The sequence below is a fragment of the Streptomyces sp. NPDC047022 genome (assembly GCF_040644155.1).
GTDB lineage: Bacteria > Actinomycetota > Actinomycetes > Streptomycetales > Streptomycetaceae > Streptomyces.
This window is the reverse complement of record NZ_JBEYVV010000039.1, coordinates 18,523-36,605: the sequence shown is the minus strand read 5'-3', so window position 1 is coordinate 36,605 and position 18,083 is coordinate 18,523. Positions and strand designations below refer to the sequence as shown.

Annotated in this window: 17 protein-coding genes and 1 pseudogene; 8 read left to right on the top strand and 10 right to left on the bottom strand. The window is 68.9% G+C overall.

Features of this window, described 5'->3' with window-relative positions:
• Positions 1 to 98 precede the first annotated feature (98 nt).
• Positions 99 to 641: a sigma-70 family RNA polymerase sigma factor gene (locus ABZ845_RS28225; protein ID WP_360984971.1), complete on the top strand. Its 543-nt coding sequence runs from the start codon at positions 99 to 101 to the stop codon at positions 639 to 641.
• On the opposite strand, the gene ABZ845_RS28220 is transcribed toward ABZ845_RS28225, so the two are convergent.
• The gene (locus ABZ845_RS28220; protein ID WP_360984968.1) at positions 625 to 2,061 is read right to left on the bottom strand and encodes a hypothetical protein; all 1,437 of its coding nucleotides are present in this window, start codon (positions 2,059 to 2,061) and stop codon (positions 625 to 627) included. The genes ABZ845_RS28225 and ABZ845_RS28220 overlap by 17 nt on opposite strands.
• A gap of 143 nt (positions 2,062 to 2,204) precedes the next feature.
• Here ABZ845_RS28220 and ABZ845_RS28215 point away from each other — a divergent pair, with 143 nt between their 5' ends.
• The 3 genes from ABZ845_RS28215 (at position 2,205) to ABZ845_RS28205 (ending at position 8,814) form a co-directional block, all read left to right on the top strand.
• The gene (locus ABZ845_RS28215) at positions 2,205 to 3,977 is read left to right on the top strand and encodes a hypothetical protein (RefSeq protein WP_360984965.1); all 1,773 of its coding nucleotides are present in this window, start codon (positions 2,205 to 2,207) and stop codon (positions 3,975 to 3,977) included.
• Between the two features lie 81 nt (positions 3,978 to 4,058).
• Positions 4,059 to 4,352 (top strand): WXG100 family type VII secretion target, encoded by a 294-nt coding sequence (locus ABZ845_RS28210; protein WP_360984962.1) that lies wholly within the window; start codon positions 4,059 to 4,061, stop codon positions 4,350 to 4,352.
• 70 nt (positions 4,353 to 4,422) lie between these two features.
• Positions 4,423 to 8,814 (top strand): FtsK/SpoIIIE domain-containing protein, encoded by a 4,392-nt coding sequence (locus ABZ845_RS28205; RefSeq protein ID WP_360984959.1) that lies wholly within the window; start codon positions 4,423 to 4,425, stop codon positions 8,812 to 8,814.
• Positions 8,815 to 8,954: 140 nt separating this feature from the next.
• On the opposite strand, the gene ABZ845_RS28200 is transcribed toward ABZ845_RS28205, so the two are convergent.
• Both ABZ845_RS28200 and ABZ845_RS28195 read right to left on the bottom strand, forming a co-directional pair.
• Entirely contained in the window at positions 8,955 to 9,605 is a 651-nt protein-coding gene (locus ABZ845_RS28200) for a hypothetical protein (protein ID WP_360984956.1), read from the bottom strand.
• Between the two features lie 63 nt (positions 9,606 to 9,668).
• Positions 9,669 to 9,962 (bottom strand): hypothetical protein, encoded by a 294-nt coding sequence (locus tag ABZ845_RS28195; RefSeq protein ID WP_360984953.1) that lies wholly within the window; start codon positions 9,960 to 9,962, stop codon positions 9,669 to 9,671.
• 53 nt (positions 9,963 to 10,015) lie between these two features.
• Between ABZ845_RS28195 and ABZ845_RS28190 the strand changes: the two genes are divergently transcribed.
• Positions 10,016 to 10,786: a hypothetical protein gene (locus tag ABZ845_RS28190; protein WP_360984950.1), complete on the top strand. Its 771-nt coding sequence runs from the start codon at positions 10,016 to 10,018 to the stop codon at positions 10,784 to 10,786.
• Here ABZ845_RS28190 and ABZ845_RS28185 read toward each other — a convergent pair.
• The 3 genes and pseudogenes from ABZ845_RS28185 to ABZ845_RS28175 form a co-directional block, all read right to left on the bottom strand.
• On the bottom strand, positions 10,726 to 11,073 hold the full coding sequence (locus ABZ845_RS28185; RefSeq protein ID WP_360984947.1) for a DDE-type integrase/transposase/recombinase: 348 nt from the start codon (positions 11,071 to 11,073) through the stop codon (positions 10,726 to 10,728). The genes ABZ845_RS28190 and ABZ845_RS28185 overlap by 61 nt on opposite strands.
• On the bottom strand, positions 11,070 to 11,462 hold the full coding sequence (locus tag ABZ845_RS28180) for an IS3 family transposase (protein WP_360984944.1): 393 nt from the start codon (positions 11,460 to 11,462) through the stop codon (positions 11,070 to 11,072). Before ABZ845_RS28180 ends, ABZ845_RS28185 begins: the two co-directional genes overlap by 4 nt.
• A gap of 28 nt (positions 11,463 to 11,490) precedes the next feature.
• Positions 11,491 to 11,781, bottom strand: a pseudogene (locus ABZ845_RS28175) (transposase); the annotation flags it as partial.
• Positions 11,782 to 12,068: 287 nt separating this feature from the next.
• Here ABZ845_RS28175 and ABZ845_RS28170 point away from each other — a divergent pair.
• On the top strand, positions 12,069 to 12,677 hold the full coding sequence (locus ABZ845_RS28170) for a hypothetical protein (RefSeq protein ID WP_360984941.1): 609 nt from the start codon (positions 12,069 to 12,071) through the stop codon (positions 12,675 to 12,677).
• Positions 12,677 to 12,859, top strand: coding sequence for a hypothetical protein (locus ABZ845_RS28165; RefSeq protein WP_360984938.1), 183 nt, complete (start codon positions 12,677 to 12,679; stop codon positions 12,857 to 12,859). Before ABZ845_RS28170 ends, ABZ845_RS28165 begins: the two co-directional genes overlap by 1 nt.
• Here the strand turns inward: ABZ845_RS28165 and ABZ845_RS28160 are convergent.
• Together ABZ845_RS28160 and ABZ845_RS28155 are read right to left on the bottom strand one after the other, a co-directional pair.
• Entirely contained in the window at positions 12,848 to 13,366 is a 519-nt protein-coding gene (locus tag ABZ845_RS28160; RefSeq protein ID WP_360984935.1) for a transposase, read from the bottom strand. The genes ABZ845_RS28165 and ABZ845_RS28160 overlap by 12 nt on opposite strands.
• Before the next feature lie 223 nt (positions 13,367 to 13,589).
• A complete protein-coding gene (locus ABZ845_RS28155) occupies positions 13,590 to 14,387 on the bottom strand; it encodes an SDR family NAD(P)-dependent oxidoreductase (protein WP_360984932.1) in 798 nt (265 codons plus the stop codon).
• A 44-nt stretch (positions 14,388 to 14,431) separates the two neighbouring features.
• Here ABZ845_RS28155 and ABZ845_RS28150 point away from each other — a divergent pair, with 44 nt between their 5' ends.
• Positions 14,432 to 14,881, top strand: a complete 450-nt coding sequence (locus ABZ845_RS28150) for a MarR family transcriptional regulator (protein WP_360984929.1) — start codon at positions 14,432 to 14,434, stop codon at positions 14,879 to 14,881.
• On the opposite strand, the gene ABZ845_RS28145 is transcribed toward ABZ845_RS28150, so the two are convergent.
• Positions 14,841 to 15,464, bottom strand: a complete 624-nt coding sequence (locus ABZ845_RS28145; protein ID WP_360984926.1) for an IS5 family transposase — start codon at positions 15,462 to 15,464, stop codon at positions 14,841 to 14,843. The two genes, ABZ845_RS28150 and ABZ845_RS28145, sit on opposite strands and share 41 nt — an antisense overlap.
• Before the next feature lie 247 nt (positions 15,465 to 15,711).
• Positions 15,712 to 17,409, bottom strand: a complete 1,698-nt coding sequence (locus ABZ845_RS28140; protein ID WP_360984923.1) for a recombinase family protein — start codon at positions 17,407 to 17,409, stop codon at positions 15,712 to 15,714.
• Between the last annotated feature and the right edge of the window lie 674 nt (positions 17,410 to 18,083).

The window sequence follows — 18,083 nt, the reverse complement described above, 5'->3', positions numbered from 1 at the left end:
CCGTCAGAGTTCCGGAAGCGGGTCCTGCCTACGCTCCCCGCGCTCTGCTCCACCCGGAGCCGGAAGAGCGTACGGCAATCCCCTTCAGGAACTCGGACATGACTACGACCTCGCACGCGGGCACCGCGTCGGCCGCGGACCGCGGCCAGCTGCTGCACACCATGATGTCCGACCACGCGAAGGCCCTGCTCGCCTACGCCGAGAAACTGCTGAACGACCGTCACACGGCAGAGGACATCGTCCAGGAGGCCCTCATCCGCGCCTGGCCGCATGCGGAACGGCTCTACAGCACCGAGGGATCGGTGCGGGGCTGGCTCCTCAAGGTGATCCGCAACCTCGTCGTCGACCGGATGCGCAGCGCCGCCGCCCGCCACGAGACCGTCGGCGCCGAGGTCCGGGACGTGTGTCTGCCCGACCACTCCGGAGCCGTGCTGACCTCGGTCGAGGCGACCGACCTGCTGCGGCAGCTGTCCCCCGAGCACCGGGAGGTCCTGCTGCACACCTGTATGTACGGCAGCACGGCGCAGGAGACGGCGCGCATCCTCGGGATACCCGTCGGCACCGTCAAGTCCCGTAGGCACTACGCCCTCAACATCCTTCGCGCCAAGGCGGGTCAGGGCCGGCTCAGGCCGGAACCGTGAGCCGCACATCCATCACCGGGATGTCGACATGGCCGTCGGCGTCGGTATGCCAGCGCCAGTGCGCGACGCTCACCTCGCCGCAGACCAGCCCGGTCCAGCCCGCGCCACCCGGCTCGCACAGGGCGGCCAGCTCGGCGGCCTCCCGCTCGCCCGGCGTCCCGGCCACCACGACCAGTCCCCGCACCGGCCTGCGCGACGCTCCCGCACGCACCGTTCCGCGCCCCGCCGCGGGTGCCGTCGGAGCAGGCGCGTCCACCCGCGGCACCTGCCGCAGACTCGTCGGCACCATGAGCGGCAGCACACCGTCCGCCCCGCGCAGCACGGTCACCGGAGTGTTCGGGCGGGTGCGCGCGATCTCCGCCAGCAGGTTCTGTACGACGTCCCGAGCCACGTTCTGATCACCGCTCACGCTGAGAACTCCGTCGAGCCGGCTGAGGTCCACGAACATGGGCTCGCCGTCGGCGTCCGTGCCCGCTCGCAGCAGGCAGGCGGCGTTGACCGAGGTCTGTGAGGTCATGCCGGTGTCCTCGCCGCGCGTGACGAAGCCGGTGGCGGCAGCGGGGCGGCGCCACCGGGTCCTGTCGATGTTCGTCCACGGGGCGTCGACGGTGTCCGAGGCCGTCAGCCACACCGTCACGCCCGCGCCGTCGACGCGCAGCGCGTGCACCGGCCTCTCGGGCTGCCGCCGGGTGCGCGCGAACTCGCCCAGGATGCCGTAAGCCTGTCGCACCGAATCAGCGTCGGTCGCGAACCGGCGGCCCGTCGCCCGGCGCTGCATCAGTCGGCGCCTGCGCCGCATCGGCTCACCGAGCCGGTGGACGGCGCGCCGTACGGCGGCGTACGCGGTGCGCACCTTCCGCCTGCCGACGATGCCCGCGGTGATCAGGGCGAGCAGGATCGTGCCGAGCACCGCGACGGCCGCCGCCAGCGGAATGGTGAACATCGTGGACCGGTCGGTGCTCGGCGGCGACGTCTGCTGCCCGTGGCTCGGGGGAGCGGTGGCGGCGCCCTGATCGCCGGTGTCCCGGGCCAGTTGGACCTGGGGGCCCGAGGCGTCCTGCGGCAGGCGCAGGATCCAGCCGGGGTGCAGTCGGTCGGCCGGGCTGTTGAGCGCCCCTCCGTCCTTCTGCGCCAGACCGCGGTTGAGGTCGAAGATCTCGCCGGACCGCGACGCGTCGCCAAGGGTGGCGGTGGCGATCGACTGGAGGGTGGCGAGCTGCCCGCCCGTCTGCGCGGGGTCCGGGACCACGAACACCTTGATCAGATCGTCGTCCGGTGCCGCGTGCGCCGTAGCGCTCGCGCCCAGCGTCACGAGGCACGCCGCCAGCAGCGCCGCCAGGGCGTGCAGGAGCGTCCGTGCCGTGTCGGTTGCCGGCCTGTGCTCGGACCCGAGGTCCGCGCCGTTGCTCATCGTGTCCACCCATGCCCTCCGGGATTCCGTTGCACCGACTACACGGAGTCACCCGGCGAAATCGTTCGAAGCGAACTTGGTTTGAACCCTCCGTGACGCCGACGCCGTGTACCTGGAGACCACCACTCACAGGCACGGCACCGGGGGACCTCATGGCACGTCGGCACTCGAGTCCCGAGGACTTCCGGCTCGTCGGAATGGACTCGGACCCGACTCCCGGCGACCCGGACCTGATCCAGGGCGTGATGCAGCGGTACCGGGACATCGGGGACGCCGCGGAGAAGGCGCTGAACGTCCTGAAGAAGGACGGCACGATCTCACAGGGCCGTGGTTCGGCGATGGACCAGCTCAAGCAGAAGATCGGCGACGATCTCCCGGACAAGCTGACCAAGACCGTGACCTCGTACCACGACGCGGCCCAGGCCTACAGCGACTACATGCCGCGGCTGCGCGAGGCCCAGGACACCTTCGACCGGGCGGTGGACCAGGCGCGCATTGCGGCACCGCAGGTGAACCAGGCGCCCAAGGAGCTCGGCGCGAACCCGACGGACGCCGACAGGTCCGAGGCGCGCAAGACGCAGGACGCCATCGACGCCGGAAAGTCCGAACTGAACGCCGCCAAGAGCCTCGCCGAGCAGGCGAAGTCCATGCGGGAGAGCGCGCAGCGGCAATGTGCCGACGTGCTGGACCGGGCGGCGGGGGAGGCGATTCCGGAGCGGAACATCTTCCAGAAGATCGCCGACTTCTTCAAGGACTTCCCGTTCGTGCAGATCCTGCTGGCCGCACTCGTCGCCGTGGTGGCGGTGTTCTTCCCGGTGGTCGGCGCGCTGCTCGGCGGCGCGTTGTTCGTCTTCAACCAAGTGATAGCCAGTCAGACCGGCGGTATCAAAGCAGGCGACTTCGTCGTAGGGCTGCTCGGGATCGTCCCCGGTGGCTCCCTGCTGAAGCTGGGCGGGCGGGCCGTCGAGTCGATCGCTCCGGCAGCCGTGGCCGCTGTGAAGAACTCCGGCTTCATCACCAAGAGCACCGCGTCGATCACGAAGATCGGTGAGTCCACCACCAACAGCAAGATCGTCAGCGGAGTCCTTGCCAATCCCGTCGGCAAGGTGGGCGCGGAGGTCGCCGGCAAGTTCCTCACCAATTCGGCGCTGGAGGCGGGGGCCAAGGCGGCCAACCACGACCAGATCACGGCCGCGGGTGTGTTCGCCGGGGCCGCGGCCGGGGCGGTGGCCGGAGCGGCCTTCAAGGGAGGCATCGGCAAGATCGGCAAGAGCCGTGGGAACCCGCCGGTGGAGGAGGGCAAGGGCGGCCGGTTCGGTGATACGACGGCGCCCGAGGCCGGGGACACGGTGGGCAAGCGGGCCGCCGACCAGCTCGGTGGCGCCGTCGAGGAGGGCGCCACCCTCGGCACCAAGATCGGTGTGGGTGTCGCCCAGGGCGGAAACCCCAACGAGGTGGCGGCCGGCGAGATCGCCAACTCCGCGCCGAAGCTGGGCGCGGGACCGGTCGGCAAGGCCGGCCTCGGCCGGTCGATCGACGGCCTCACCGACAAGATCCCGATCAAGGGCAACCTGAGGCCGACAGGCCCGGCGCACACTCCCGCCCCTCAGCCGTCGGCGCCGAACCCTGCGAACACACAGGCCGCCGCTCACCCAACTCCGGTGGATCCGGCGAACGTGCCGATTCCGCCGTCCCCGACCACTCCGCGGCCGTCCACACCCAACGCCGCCGACGTGCCGCTACCGCCCTCGCCCACCACCTCGGACGGCGGCAACTCGCCGGGACGGCCCACGGTTCCGCCGATCAGCACGTCCGACGCGCAGTCGAACGGCGGCAACGAGTCGCCGTCACCGTCCCCGTCCAGCGACGGGTTCGTCACGGCACCGACAAGCCCCGCGGACGGCCCGGACACCGGCAACGGCTAGCCGACCGCCGGACGCCCGCACACCCAGTCCTCCGTCCCCGACAGGGATGGATCGCTTCAACAACCAGCAAGGAGTGCTCCCATGCCCAATTACAGTGTCAACTCGGACACGACGTCGTCCACGTCGCAGGCCCTCCTCAACGACTTCTCCCAGCTCCAGGACAAGCTCAACGAGGTCAAGGGCAAGATCACCAACCTGCTCGCCGACGGCTACAGCACGCCGGCCGCCCAGCAGAAGTTCTCGCCGTTCTTTGACGAGTTCGCCAAGGGCTTCGAGCAGGTCAACCAGGGCCTGCAGGGGATCGGCCAGTACGTGAAGTCCGTCGGCGAGGCCTTCGACCAGACCGACAACCAGCTCGGCTCCAACCTCTCCTGATCCTACGGCCCGGCTCGCCGCCACGGCGGGTGGTGCCGCACCCACCTCCACACGAGAAGGACGATGAGCAGTGCGATTGACCGTCAGCGCGCGTGACCCGCAGGTCGAGGGGGTGTCCACCACCGTGGCCGTGGAAACCGAACCGTCCGCGCCGACGGGCAGGTTCGCGGCCGAGCTGGCACGCGCCGTCGGATCTGCCGGGACGGCCTCGGGGGAGCCGTCCCTCTACATCGGCTCGACCCCCGTCGCCCCGCACACCACCCTCCAGGAAGCCGGTGTGCGCGACGGCATGGACCTCGGGCTCGGCGCTCCCCTTCCGCGGGAGCCCGAACCCGAGGGCCGCACCGAGGTTCGCGTCGTCTCCGGCCCGGGCGCGGGAACGGTCTTCCGCCTGGTCCCGGGGGACTACGACATCGGCAGCGCCGCGGTCTGCCGGATCCGCCTCGCCGAGGGTGCGCCGATGCTCGCGGCCCGCGTGCGGGTCCGGCTCGACGGCAGCACCCAACTCCTCATGACCGACATGGCGTTGCTCGACGGCAAGCCCGCGCAGAACCCCGCCCCATGGCGGGAGGGCAGCCAGCTCGCCGTCGGCGACATCCTGCTGGAGCTGACCGCACGACCGACAGCCCGCGCCCCGCTGACTCCGGCCCAGGACGGTCTTGGCCTGGAGTTCAACCGGCCGCCGAGATTCCTGCCGCCCGCCGCGGGCGCGAAGTTCCGGCTGCCGACCCCGCCGGTCAAGCCCGACAAGCGGCCCATCCCGCTGCTGCCGATCCTGCTGCTGCCCGCGGGCAGTGCTGCGATCGCCATCTTCGTCACCCACCGCTGGTCCTTCGTCTTCATCGCCCTGCTGTCGCCGATCGCCGCCCTGGTCACCCAATTCGGCGGACGCAAGCAGGCGATGCTCAAGTACCAGGAGAAGAAGGAGGAGTACGAGCAGACGCTGGCCCGGCTGCACGCGGACATCGACGCGGCCGTGCTGGACGAGCAGCACAACCTGCGCCTGTCCCTGCCCGATCCGGCCACACTGCTCCAGATGGTGGTCCAGCCCTCAGAGCGGCTGTGGGAACGCCGGTGGCAGGACCCCGACTTCCTCTCCATACGCGTCGGCACCACCGATCTGCCCTCGTCGATCAGCGTCGACGACCCCGAGCAGGACGAGCATCGACGCAGCACCGTGCCATGGCTGAACCACGTGCCCGTCGCCGTGCCACTGCGCCGCGCTGGAGTCGCGGGCGTGGCCGGACCGGGAGCGACCCGGCTCGCGGGCTGGCTGGCAGCCCAGGCCGCCGCCCTGCACAGTCCCAGGGACCTGCGCATCGTCGTCCTCGCCGGACCGGACGGCGAACACGACTGGTCCTGGTCCCGCTGGCTTCCCCACACCCAGGCACAGGGCGAGGACGCCTACGCCCTGATCGGCAGCACCGCCGAATCCCTGGCCCGGCGCATCGGCGAACTCGGCCAAGTCGTCGCCTCCCGTCTGGCTGCCGACCCCGACGTCACACGCGGCGGAGCCAACGGCTACCCCGACATCCTGGTCGTCCTGGAGCAGGCACGCCGCGCCCGCTCGCTACCTGGCGTGATCGCGCTGCTGCGGGACGGCCCGTCCGTGGGCGTCCACACCATCTGCATCGATCGCGAGGAGCGGCTACTGCCCGAGGAGTGCGGCGCCGTCGTCGTCACGGAGGCGGACGGCACCACGGCAAGGGTGCGCACCGGCTCCGCTACAGCACTGGAAAACGTACGTGGTGACTCGCCGGAGCCAGACTGGTACGAGCACTTCGCCCGCGCGCTGGCCCCGCTGCGCGGCGTCGGCGACAGCGACGAGAGCGCGCTGCCCGGCTCAGTACGCCTGCTGGATCTACTGCAGATCGAGCCGCCCACCGCTCAGGCCGTGGTGGCCGGCTGGTCGCTGGGCGGCCGCAGCACCAGGGCGCTGCTCGGTGTCGGTTACGACGGTGAGTTCGCCGTTGACCTGGTGCGTGACGGCCCGCACGCCCTGATCGCCGGCACCACAGGTTCCGGCAAGTCCGAGCTCCTGCAGACCCTCGTCGCCACCCTCGCCGTGGTCAACCGGCCGGACGAGATGACCTTCGTGCTGGTCGACTACAAGGGCGGGAGCGCCTTCGCCGAGTGCGCCGATCTGCCGCACACCGTCGGCCTGGTCACCGACCTCGACACCCAGCTGGTGGAGCGGGCGCTGGTCTCCCTCGGCGCCGAACTGCGCCGCCGCGAGACTCAGTTGGCTCAGACGGGTGCCAAGGACATCGAGGACTACCTCGACAAGCGCGCCCGCGGCGGCAACGTGCTGCCGCCACTGCCCCGACTGCTGCTGGTCATCGACGAGTTCGCCTCCATGGCGCGGGAACTGCCCGAGTTCATTTCGGGATTGGTAAACATCGCGCAGCGCGGGCGCTCGCTCGGCATCCACCTGGTGCTTGCCACCCAGCGTCCCGGCGGCGCGGTCACCCCGGACATCCGCGCCAACACCAACCTGCGCATCGCGCTGCGCACCACCGACACCAGCGAGAGCCGCGACATCATCGACGCCCCCGACTCCGGGGACATCTCGCCGGCCAACCCCGGCCGCGCCTACGCTCGGCTCGGGCCGTCGGCACTGCTGCCGTTCCAGTCGGGCCGCGTCGGCGGCCGTCGTCCCGGTGGCCAGGCCACCGCAGGGACCGAGATCACCGTCCGCGCGGAACCGGTGACCTGGCAGAACCTCGGCGGTCCCCTGCCGAGCGCCCGCTCCCGGGGCGGCTCGGGAGCGGCACAGACCGAGGCCGTCACCGACCTGGCGGTCCTCGCGGTCGCCGTCGCACAGGCGGCCCGGCTCGCCGATGTACCACGCCAGCCGAGCCCCTGGCTGCCGCCGCTGCCGGAACTGCTCCCGTGGTCGGCGCCGTCCGCGCCCAAGCCCACCGCCGAGCGGGAAGTGGCCCTGCCGGCCGTGGAGTACGGCATGGTCGACCTGCCTGCACAGCAGATCCGCGCCCCCCTGGTCTTCGACCTTGACCGGGCCGGTCACCTGCACATCGTCGGCTCGCCCCGCAGCGGACGCTCCCAGACCCTGCGCATCCTGGCCGCGGCACTCGGTCAGGCCCACGGCGCCGACGACGTCCATCTGTACGGCATCGACTGCGGCAACGGCGCGCTCAACGCCCTGACCACGCTGCCGCACTGTGGCGCGGTCATCGACCGCAATCAGATCGAGCGCCTGGGACGGCTGCTGGACCGGCTGGGCACGGAACTCACCGCCCGCCAGAGCATCCTGGGCGCGCGGGGCACGGCCGACCTGACCGAACTGCGCAGAGCTCAGCCCCCCGAGAAGCGGCTTGCCCACATCGTGCTGATGGTCGACCGGTTTGAGGTCTTCGAGCGCGAGTTCACCTCGTACGACAACGGCAGCTACATGGAACGCATGATCCGTCTGCTGCGTGACGGAGCAGGCGTCGGCATCCACGTCGTGCTCGCCGGCGACCGGGTGCTCGGCAGCAGCCGGTTTTCCGGCACCACCGAGGACAAGATCGTCCTCAGGCTCAACGACCGCCAGGACTACTCCAGCGTCGGTATCCCCTCCAAGTCGGCGCCGTCCGACCCCGCACCGGGTCGGGGCATCCGCACCCAGGACCTCAGCGAGGCGCAGATCGCGGTGCTCGGCGAGGACCTGTCCGGCACCGGGCAGGCCGAAGTCCTGGCCGCCCTGGGCCGGGATCTGACCGAACGCGAGGCCTCGGTCCCCGCCGCGCGCCGCCCGATCCGGCTCGACGTGCTCCCCGACCGGATCGCGTACGCCGACGCCCTCGCCCTGCACACCCACAGCGGACCGATGCGGCCTTTGGTGGCCGTCGGCGGTGACGCCCTCACCTCGCTCGGCCCCGACCTGGCGGACGTGCCTACCTTCGTGGTCGCCGGGCCGCCGCGCACCGGCCGCAGCACCGCCCTGCTCGGTGCGGCGGAGTCGCTGCTGGCCGCTGGGACCGGCCTCATCGTGCTGGCGCCGCGGCGCTCCCCGCTGCGGGAGCTGCGGGGACGGCCCGGTGTGGCCGTCGTCATCACCGACGCGGAGGTGACGGCGGACGAGTTCCGGCAAGCGCTGGCGAACGTGCCCGAGGAGCACGGCGTGATCGTCGTGGACGACGCCGAACTGTTCATGGGCGCCGAGATCGACTCCGACCTCGCGCTGCTCGCCCGCGGCGGTGCCGGAACCGGCTGGGGCGTCCTCGCGGCCGGCAACGCCGAGTCGCTGTCGCTGAGCCTGGCTGGCTGGATGGGCCAGGTGAAGCGTAACCGCACCGGCATGTTGCTCTCTCCGCAGGGGCTGAGCGACGGCGAGGTCATCGGCGTGAAGCTGTCCCGGGGCGTGGTCGGACAGGCCCCGCAGCCGGGCCGAGGTCTGCTGCACCTGGGCGACGGAACCCTGCGGACGGTCCAGGTGCCGCTCCTCGAAGCGGAACAGTGATGCCGAAGGTGCGCCCCCGCTTCCCCCGGGGGCGCACCTCCATCCTCGCCCGCAGGACGGGATGAGCGGCTGGCCTCGGTGCACCGAAGGTCGGCGGGGCTGTGGCCCCGCCGACCTTCGGCATGTGCGTGCGCGGTGGATCAGGCGGCGACGTCGGCGCCTGTGCCGTCGCCTTTCGTGGAGACCTGGACGCTGTCGTCGGTCACGAAGCGGAATGTGCTGGTGATGGCATCGAAGAGGTCGTACACCTCGTTCTTCAGCGGCAGGTTGGGGCTGGCGAGGGTTACCACGAGGAAGTCCTCGGTGCTGCCGGGCACCGGCATCATCGTGTGCATCGTCAGTATCTTGACGTCGATGTCGCCGGTCAGCCGGGTCACCTCGGTGCCGGTGACGCGTGCGACCATGCCTACGTGGGGCACGTTCGCCGACGTGATGACCCGGTCCTTGGGCGCCGTGCCGGTCGCCGAGGAGACGCCGAGCCGCGCGGACAGCACGGGCAGCGTGAGCTCCTCGCCCTCGGGCGTGCTGACGGCGAAGACCATGCCGTATGCCATGAACAGGCCCTCGGTGTACATCGTCGCCGCGCCTGCGGCCAGCAGTGCCCCGTGGCGGCGGGCCGCCCGGGTCACCTCTCGGCCTTGCCGGAACATGTCGTTGATCCGCGCCTTCTCGCGCGGGTCGTCGGTCGAGGCAAGGACCTGTGCGCGAGTCCTGGCCAGTTCCTCGCCGCTCAGGTCGACCTGCTGCCACTGGTCCGGGATGTCCAGCAGAAAACGCCGTGCAGTACTCATCGGTCAGCCGCCACCTTGTCCGTCGGGGGATCTATCGGGTAAGTCGGGGAGATGGCAGGGGGATCATGTACTGCTTCCGTCATCGAGGTTCGACACCGCGTCCTGATCGGTCTTCTCGAAGGAGTCCAGAATGCTGCCGATGGCGTCCCGGACGCCCACCACCTGCTTCTGCAACTGGTGCTTGCCGTCTTCCCACTTTTTTTCGAAGTTTTGGGCCGATCCGTGGGAGAGTTCGCGCCCGAACGCAGCATCGAAGTCGAATGTATGGTGCCCGATGTCGATGAAGTCGTGCACGAAGCCCAACATGTCCTGGGCTTCTCTGAGTTCACTCCCAGGGACGTTGACGTCCGACGCCACCGTGGGCCCCCGTTCCTATGTGGTAAGGATTCATATCTGCATAGAACACGAGGTTGCAGGGCCAGAACGTTCACCGCCCCGGTCTGTTCGACCGCCCCCGCGCGGCATTGAACTCTTACCGACGCGTGTCTCGTGTATCAGGCATGACCTCGCTCTTCACCCGCTCGCTGTTCCCCGGGGGCGCCTCACGCCGCGCCCTTGTCGCATCCGTTCTCGCCCTGTGCGGTGCGGCGAGCCTGTCGGCTTGCGGCAAGTCGGTATCTATCGGTGACACCCCGGACCCGGCCGCGTCGTCCCCTGTATCGTCGGCCGCCTCGCCATCTCACTCGACCACGACACCCGGTCAGGGCACAGGCAACTCGGCGCTGCAGGTGGTCGACTCCACTGCGAGGGACGCCGGCCTCAGTGGCAACGGCGGGACCGTAGTCGGTGCAGTGGTGCAGGAAGCGCCGCCCAAGTGGGTGCAGTTGTCCGCGGTGACCTCGGCGCCGCTGTCCGCCCCGCACCTCATCAACATCAATCAGGCGTCGCTGTACCGCTTCGACGACGACACTGCCGACCCGTCGCAGTCGGCCTGCAATGGCGCATGCGCTACGAAGTGGCCCCCCGTGACCATCCAGGAGGGCGGCAACGTCTACCTGGCGGGTGTGAATCCGAAGGAGGTCGGCGCCATCCGCCGCCAGGACGGACAGGTCCAGATCACAGTTGGAGGCTGGCCCCTCTACCGCTTCTCGGGCGACAGCAAGCCGGGTGACCTGAACGGTCAGGGGATCAATGGCAAGTGGTTTGCAGCGGGGCCGACCGGAGAGAAGGCAACACAGTAGGGACGGCTTTCCGCAAGCACTGTCCGCTTCTGCCTTGATCCTGATTGTCGCAGAATTCCAGGCTGCACCACTGCCGCCGCATGGTCAGACTGGTATTCGCTGCCGCGGTCCGAGTCGAAGATCACTCCCCTGACGTCGCCGCCGCGGGTGGCCGCGGCCATATGCAGGGAGGCGACGACCAGCTCCGCGTCGTGGCGCTCGCCCATCGCGTAGCCGAGCAGGCGGCGCGAGAACAGATCGATCACGGTGGCCAGGTACAGCTCCTCGCTGGTGACGATCTCCGTCATATCCCCAGCCCACACCTGGTCAGGAGGGTGGCGCTGAAGGCGCGGCGCACGAAGTCCGCAAATGCGGGCCGCTTACCCGGCCCGGTCAGACCCCGGCGCCTTCGGATCCTGCGTCCGGCCAGGCCGAGCTCGGCCATGAGCTTGGCGCCGGTGTTCACCGACACCCTCCAGCCCTGGCGCACGAGCGTGATCCAGACCTTCGGGGAACCATACGTGCCACCCGACTCATCGAAGATCTGCCGAATCGCGTCGGCCAGCTTCCCGCGCCGCACCTCGCGAGCGGTGACGGGCTGGTTGCGCCACTTGTAGAACCAGGACTCGCTTACACCCAGCGCACGGCCCGTCAGGGTGTGCGGAATGCCCTGCTCGGCCTTGCAGTCGCTGATCACCCCGGCCACCTGGGCCGGGTCCGCCCAGCTACTTCACCCACAAGGCCATGCAGCGTTTGAAGACATCACGTTCCATCTCCAGCTCCCGTATCCGCTTGTTCTTCTCGCTCATCTCCCGCCGCAGCCGCTCCAGCTCGGCGCGCTCGGTGTCCCGCAGCCGGCCGTCCGAGGCAGCGTGCGCGGGCCGGTCGGAGGAGGCAGAGCCGTTGCGCCGCCACCGCGACACCCAGCTGTGCAGCGTCCCGGGGTGGACACCGAGCTCCTCAGCGACCTCCGGGATCGGCCTGCCCGTCTCGATCACAATGCGTACTGCACACTCACGGAACTCAGGTTCTTACGTCCGTTACTTGGACCCCATGAACCTCAACTTCCCCTGCATTCAGGGACTCCACGGTACGAGGGGAGGGACCGGCCAGAACTGCTCACCGCAGGAGCAGAAGTAGGCCATCGCACGCACGCCGGGCAAGAACATCTCCTCATGCCAGGACCGGTGCCCGGTGCACCAGGCATGCCACATCGCTCGGATCACAGGTGCTCATCGAGAGCGCGACTGTAGTAACGGACCCCGCTCTTCAGCCTGACGACTCCGTTCGTCACACTGACGCCGTGCCTCGAATAGCCACCGCCACCTCGTCCCGGCAGGTCCGCCGCCTCACCACGATGGCGTTTTTCGGTCCGCCGGTGGTCGTCGGGCTGTCGTTGCTGGCCGCCAATCCGGACTGGAGCGGGCTCGGGCTGGTGCTCGGGACCTTCGCGCTGATCGGGACTCTCTCGCTGATGACCATCGCAGCGTCGAACGGGTGGTTGATCGTCGGCGGGGTCATCGTGGGGATCGCCGCGCTGTCCGGGCCGGGGCCGGTGCTGCAGGCGGAGGTGATGGCGCACCAAGGGCAGCGGGTGCAGGTGCGGGTCACCTCGGTGAAGACGTACCAGGGCAAGCACGGGCCGGAGTACACCTGCCTTCTGGGGCGGGTGGACGGCAAGCCGCTCAAGCACGCCGAGCTGGGCAACGACTCCTGCGACGGGCCGATGGAAGTCGGACAGACGGAGGACGTGCTCGTCGACCCGCACGGCTGGACGGCGCCGGAGCCGGCCGAGACGGACTACAGCGGGATCGACATCGCCGCGTGGGCCCTGCCGGTGGTACTGGTGCTCTTCGAGCTGCTGGTCTGGCTGTCCCGGCGGGTCGGGCTGCGCCGGTTCGAGGGCCGCTGATGGCGCCCGGGTCCCGGAAGAACGTGGCCTGGCCCCTGCATGTGGTGCGGCGGCTCGCCCGCACCGCCGCGCTCGTCCCCCTGCTGACGTTGGGCATCGGCGTGCTCGGCACCAGCCCGGACTGGTATCCGGCGGCGCTGATCCTCGGTGTGCTGACCGTGGCCCTCCGATCACGATGCTGATGACGACCACGACCAAGGGATGGGTGTTCTTCGCCGGGCTGACCATCGGACTAGCTTGACTCTGTCGGCGATCTTAGAGCAGTCGAGGTCAACTGCCCAGCGTTCGCCAGGACTTCGATCGGGGATGCCGTGCTGGTCCAGGGAGGTCTGGAAGGCGGTCGGTGGCCGTGGTGAGGGGGGTTTCTCAGTCGGTGGCAGGCTGCTGAGGCGTTCGATGTTCACGGCGATGGCCGTGAGTACATGCTGCAGATGGGTTTTCGGCTGTCCTCGATAGCGGCAGTAGCGCATGCCGTGTCCGTGGGCGAACTCGTTGATGGTGCCCTCGACTCCGGAGCGGACGGCGTAGCGGGTCTTCCAGTCGGGGGTCTGCTGCTCGGCGCGGACGCGGAGTTGCCGGTCGCGGAGTTCTCGTGGGGGAAACCCCACGGTCCGGGCGCTTTCGGCGGTGGTGGTGCACCCGGTGCGGACCGGGTAGGGGCGGCACTGGCTCTTGGTGAACCGGGCCACGATCAGCGGGGCGGCGGTGGGCGAGGACGTCGGGTAGGGGCCGTGCCAGCCCTGGCTGATCTGGCCCTGGGGGTAGGTGACCTGTCGGCGGTCGCAGCGTGCCGTTGCCGCCCCGCTCGCCTAACGAAATGGTGTACGAGGGAGTTGGAGGGCAGAGGTTCCGGGTGTGTGAGTGGCGCAGCCGAAGCCGCGGGAAGTCGGTCGCGGACTGTGGGGTGGAGTGTCAGTCCTCTACGCGACCGTCGGGCCGGTAAACCGGCACGCCGAAGCGGTCGGACATGGTCTCAAAGGTGCGCTGTTCGGTGGCGCGCTGCTCGGTGAAGTCGGGTGTAGCAGTCGGACCGAAGCCGACTTCCGTGTCAGAGCCGCCCAGTAGGGGGAAGACGGTGTCGCAAAATTCGTCCAGGTCAGCACCGTGTACCTGGCCAGGGCCGGCGAGCTTGGTGGCCACCGCCGGGGGCATGAGTTCCACCACACGGACCGGGGTGGCTTTCAGGGCGTGGCGAAGGTTCACGGTGTAGCTGTGCAGCGCGGCTTTGGCCGCGCTGTAGAGCGGGGCGAACGGTTGCGGGAAGAAGGCCCCGCCGGACGTGACGTTGACCAGCACGCTGGGACGGCCGTGGGCCAGCATGTGCGGGACGAGCAACTGCCCGAGGTGGACCGGCGCGGCGAACAGGATGTCGATCTCGTTCTGCGCTTCGGCCCAGGGAGATCGGTCCGAGGCAATGCCCACCCGTCGCTGGATGCCAGCGTTGTTGATCAGCACGTCCAGCTCCGGCATGGTCTGCCGGACGCGATCGGCCAGGTGCTGCCGTCCTTCAGGGGTGGCGATGTCGTTGGTGAGGGTCTCGATGCCGGGCAAGCGGTCGGCCACCGCGTTGAGCCGGTCGGAGCTGCGGCCGGTGATCATGACGCGGTGTCCGGCGGTGAGATGCCGTTCGGCCAGGCCGAGCCCGATGCCGGAGCCGCCGCCAGTGATGAGCACTGCACGCTTCTCTTGAGTTGCCATGTAAACCATCATGGACCCTTTATGTTTACATGGCAACTCAAGGGTAGGATGGCTCCATGACGCAGCCCCTCAACGACGCCGAGATGGCGCGGTGGACCGCCTGGAAGCGAGCGAATGAGGCGGTACTCGCCACGGTCGCACGAGAGATCCACAGTGCGGCCGGGCTGTCCGCAGCCGACTTTGCCGTCCTCTCGCGCGTGATCGAGAACGGCGATGGCCGCATGCCCCAGCAGGACCTCGGCGCCATGCTGGGCTGGAAACGCGCCCGCCTGTCGCGTCAGCTCTCCCGGATGGCCGAACGCGGACTCCTGCGGCGCGAAGACGGACACGGCAGGCGCGTGCTCATCACCGCAACGGACGAAGGTCAGACCGCCCTCGCCACCGCCCGCCCGGCTCACGCACGGGCAGTCCGTCTCGCTCTGTTCGAGCACACCCTCGCGCCGGGCTCCGATGACTTTTGGAATGTCATCCAGGAGATCTCCTCAACTCCTGAGGTGGCACCGTAGGCACCCGTCGCCGGGACTTCAGGCGCCGCCAACAGACGAGCGCGCATCCAAGGGTAAGGAAGGCTTGATGGATGTCGTCGCGTATCTCCCAGCGGATCCGCAGGCGCCGGAACCAATGCAGATGGGCGAACGCGCGCTCTACGACCCAGCGTTGGGTGCCCAGACCGGAGCCGTGCTCGGTGCCGCGCCGGGCGATCAGCGGCTTCACACCGAGGTCCCAGACCAGCCGGCGGTACTTGTCGTGGTCATAGCCGCGGTCAGCCACCACCACGCCCGGGCGGCGTCGGGGTCGGCCGCGTTTGCCGCGCACGGGCGGCACGGCTTGGAGGAGCGGGATCAGTTGGGTGACGTCGTTGCGGTTGCCTCCGGTCAGGGTGGCAGCGAGCGGGATACCGGTGGCGTCCGTAATCAGGTGGTGCTTGCTGCCCGTCCTGCCCCGGTCAACGGGGCTTCGTCCTGTCTTGGGGCCCACCGGCAGGGCCCACGCGGCGATGTCGATCCCGCTGTAGTCCGTCTCGGCCGGCTCCGGCGCCGTCCAGCCGTGCGGGTCGACGAGCACGTGCTCCGTCTGCCCGGCTTCCATCGGCCCGTCGCAGGAGTCATTGCCAGCTCGGCGACGCGCTTTCCGCTTGGCCCTCCCCTTGAGCGACGGGGCTCGACCCGTCTGAGAAAGAGTGCCCAGCGCAGCATCGTGTCCTCGCCGGCGCCTTGGGTGGCGAGTCACGTCTGCCCGGCGTGCATCCATCGCATTTGTGTGAATCCGCAACTGTCCGGGAAGCGATCTTGGTGTCGCCGGGAAGTGCACACTGAACTGGCGGCATCGTCGCTGGTCAGCAAAACTCGTGAACGACCCACAACCACTGACGATACGGTGACGAGGGCCTCGATCTTACGATCGCGGTCCTCGTTGCGTTTTCGTAGCTGATAGTGATGCCTAGGGCCTCGTAGAGTGGGCCTTTCTCGTCGACGGCGGCCGCGTGGATGCGCTGCGCAATATCTCCAAGACTCTCAGTCATCTCTCGGATCTGTTGCGCGCCGAGTGGCGATTCCTCCTTTCGGGTGGCGGTGGGGAGTGCGTCGAGTTTCCTGTGCGCCATCTCCTTGTCTCTCTGTGCGTCGTTGATCCATTGAGTGACGACGGCGGGGTCGGCTCCGGCGTCGAGGGCTGCTTGGTAGCGGGTGAGTCGTCGTTCGCAGTCTTTGATCGCCTGGCGGGCTTGAGTCTGTTCGGGCGTGTGGGTTTCCGCGGTGCTTGCTGCGGCGCTGGCGTGGGTGAGGGCTTCGAGGGTGGCGGTGAGTCGGTCGGGGGTGAAGGCGCGGGCGATCCACTGATCCAGGGCCTGGCACACGACGTCTTCGCGTAGGTAGACGGTGCGCGGGTGGGTGATGTCTGGGTAGAGGTCTTGTTCCTGGTCCTTGAATTCGCAGCGGTAGTAGACGCGGTTGCGGATGGTGGCGGGCTGCATCTTGCGCCCGCACAGGCTGCATCGGATGCGTCCGCGCAGGGCGTAGGGGCGCCCACCTTGCTTTCCGGCTCGTTCCTGTCGGCCCTGGTTGCGGGCGCGTTGTTTGCGGAGGGTTTGGGCGGTGTCGAAGAGTTCGGGGCTGATGATCGCTTCGTGGGCGGGGTCGTTGGAGTGGATCCACTCCTTGGTGGGGTTGTGGGTCATGCGGGTGGTGTGGCCGAGGGTGACGTCATCGATGTCGAGGAGGCGTTCTTCCTTGCGTTGTTTGTTCCAGACCTCGTAGCCGGTGTAGCGGGGGTTGAGGAGGATGGCGCGCACGGCGCCCTGTTGCCATGCGGACTTCTTGCGGTGTGGATTGCGTGTGGCGTCGTGTGCGGAGGGGCAGGGGATGCGCTCGCGGGTGAGCTGGGCGGCGATGGCTTTGTCGCTCATGCCGTCGATGTACATGGTGAAGATGCGTTGCACGATGGGTGAGGCGGTGGGGTCGGGCTGGAGTTTGTGGATGTGTTGTCCGGCAGCGGCTTTGGCGGGGTTGGGGCGGGGTCCGGCGTCGGCGATCCGGTAGCCGTAGGGCGGTCGTCCGCCGAGGTAGCGGCCCTGGAGCTTGGCCTGGGAGCTCATGGCGGTCCGCACCCGGATCTTGATGCGGTTGCGTTCTCCTTTGCTCATGCCGCCGAAGACGGACATGACCAGGTCGTGGGCTTCGTTGTCGGGGTCGATGGGGCCGCCGACTTCCGGGACCCACAGGGGGATGCGGAAGTGGACGAAGACGGGGAAGGTGTTGCCGAACTGGTTGCCGTAGAAGGTGCGCTGCGGTTCTCCGATCACGACGGCGTCGAAGCCGCGGTTGGGGTTGCGGAGCGCTTGGAGGAGTTCGTTGGCGCGTGGGCGGCGTTGCCAGGGCAGGGAGCGACTGTGGCCGATGTCGAAGTATTCGGTGACGATCTGGCCGCCGGCGGGTTCGATCAGGGCTTGGGCGCGGGTGAGCTGCCAGTTTCTGGAGGCTTCGGGATCTTGGAGGTCCTCGGTGGAGCAGCGTCCGGCGAAGGCGAAACGGATCACGTGAGATGAACTCCCAGTGCGGCGCGTGATGTGGAGCGCGGTGCGGGTGTCATATGGCGATCTGTGGTACCTCGAAAGCGTGAGAAGAGCCAGCGGCCGCCGACGCCTCGGGGGTTGATCCTCGCCAATGTCGGGAGGCGGTCGGCTCGGATCGGCGACGAGGGTGCGAAGGAGGTACAGGAGGGCAACGGCGACGGCTTCGGTTACGTCGGGTGGCTCATCAGGGATGGCCACATGGATCGTCTGAGAGTTGCCCCGAAGCGAGTACTGCTTGGGCAAGGAGGGGGGCGGACGTCCTTTGTTCGGTGCACGGAGCAGAGGACTCATGTGTGCGGGCACATCCCCTATAGAGAAGTTGCACGGCAGGATTGTCGTCCTTCATCGGCCCACTCACACACGTCTCACGACATCACGGCGACGTGCTGGAAGCGGTGTCCCTGATCACGCGTGCTCAACGCCGGCAGGTTCTTGGTCTGCTGGTGGTACACGCCTGACCTTGCTCCTGACCTGCGACAAAGAGCGGGAACATCGACTGCCAGGCTGAGTCGGTCCGCACCTGGTCCGGATCTTGATGAGTGGTACGTGGTGCTAGCGAGCGGGCCGCGGTACCACATGGCACAGGTTGTAAGAGCCGTCCACAAGGGTCCGGCCAGTCCATGACGGGTGCGTAATGC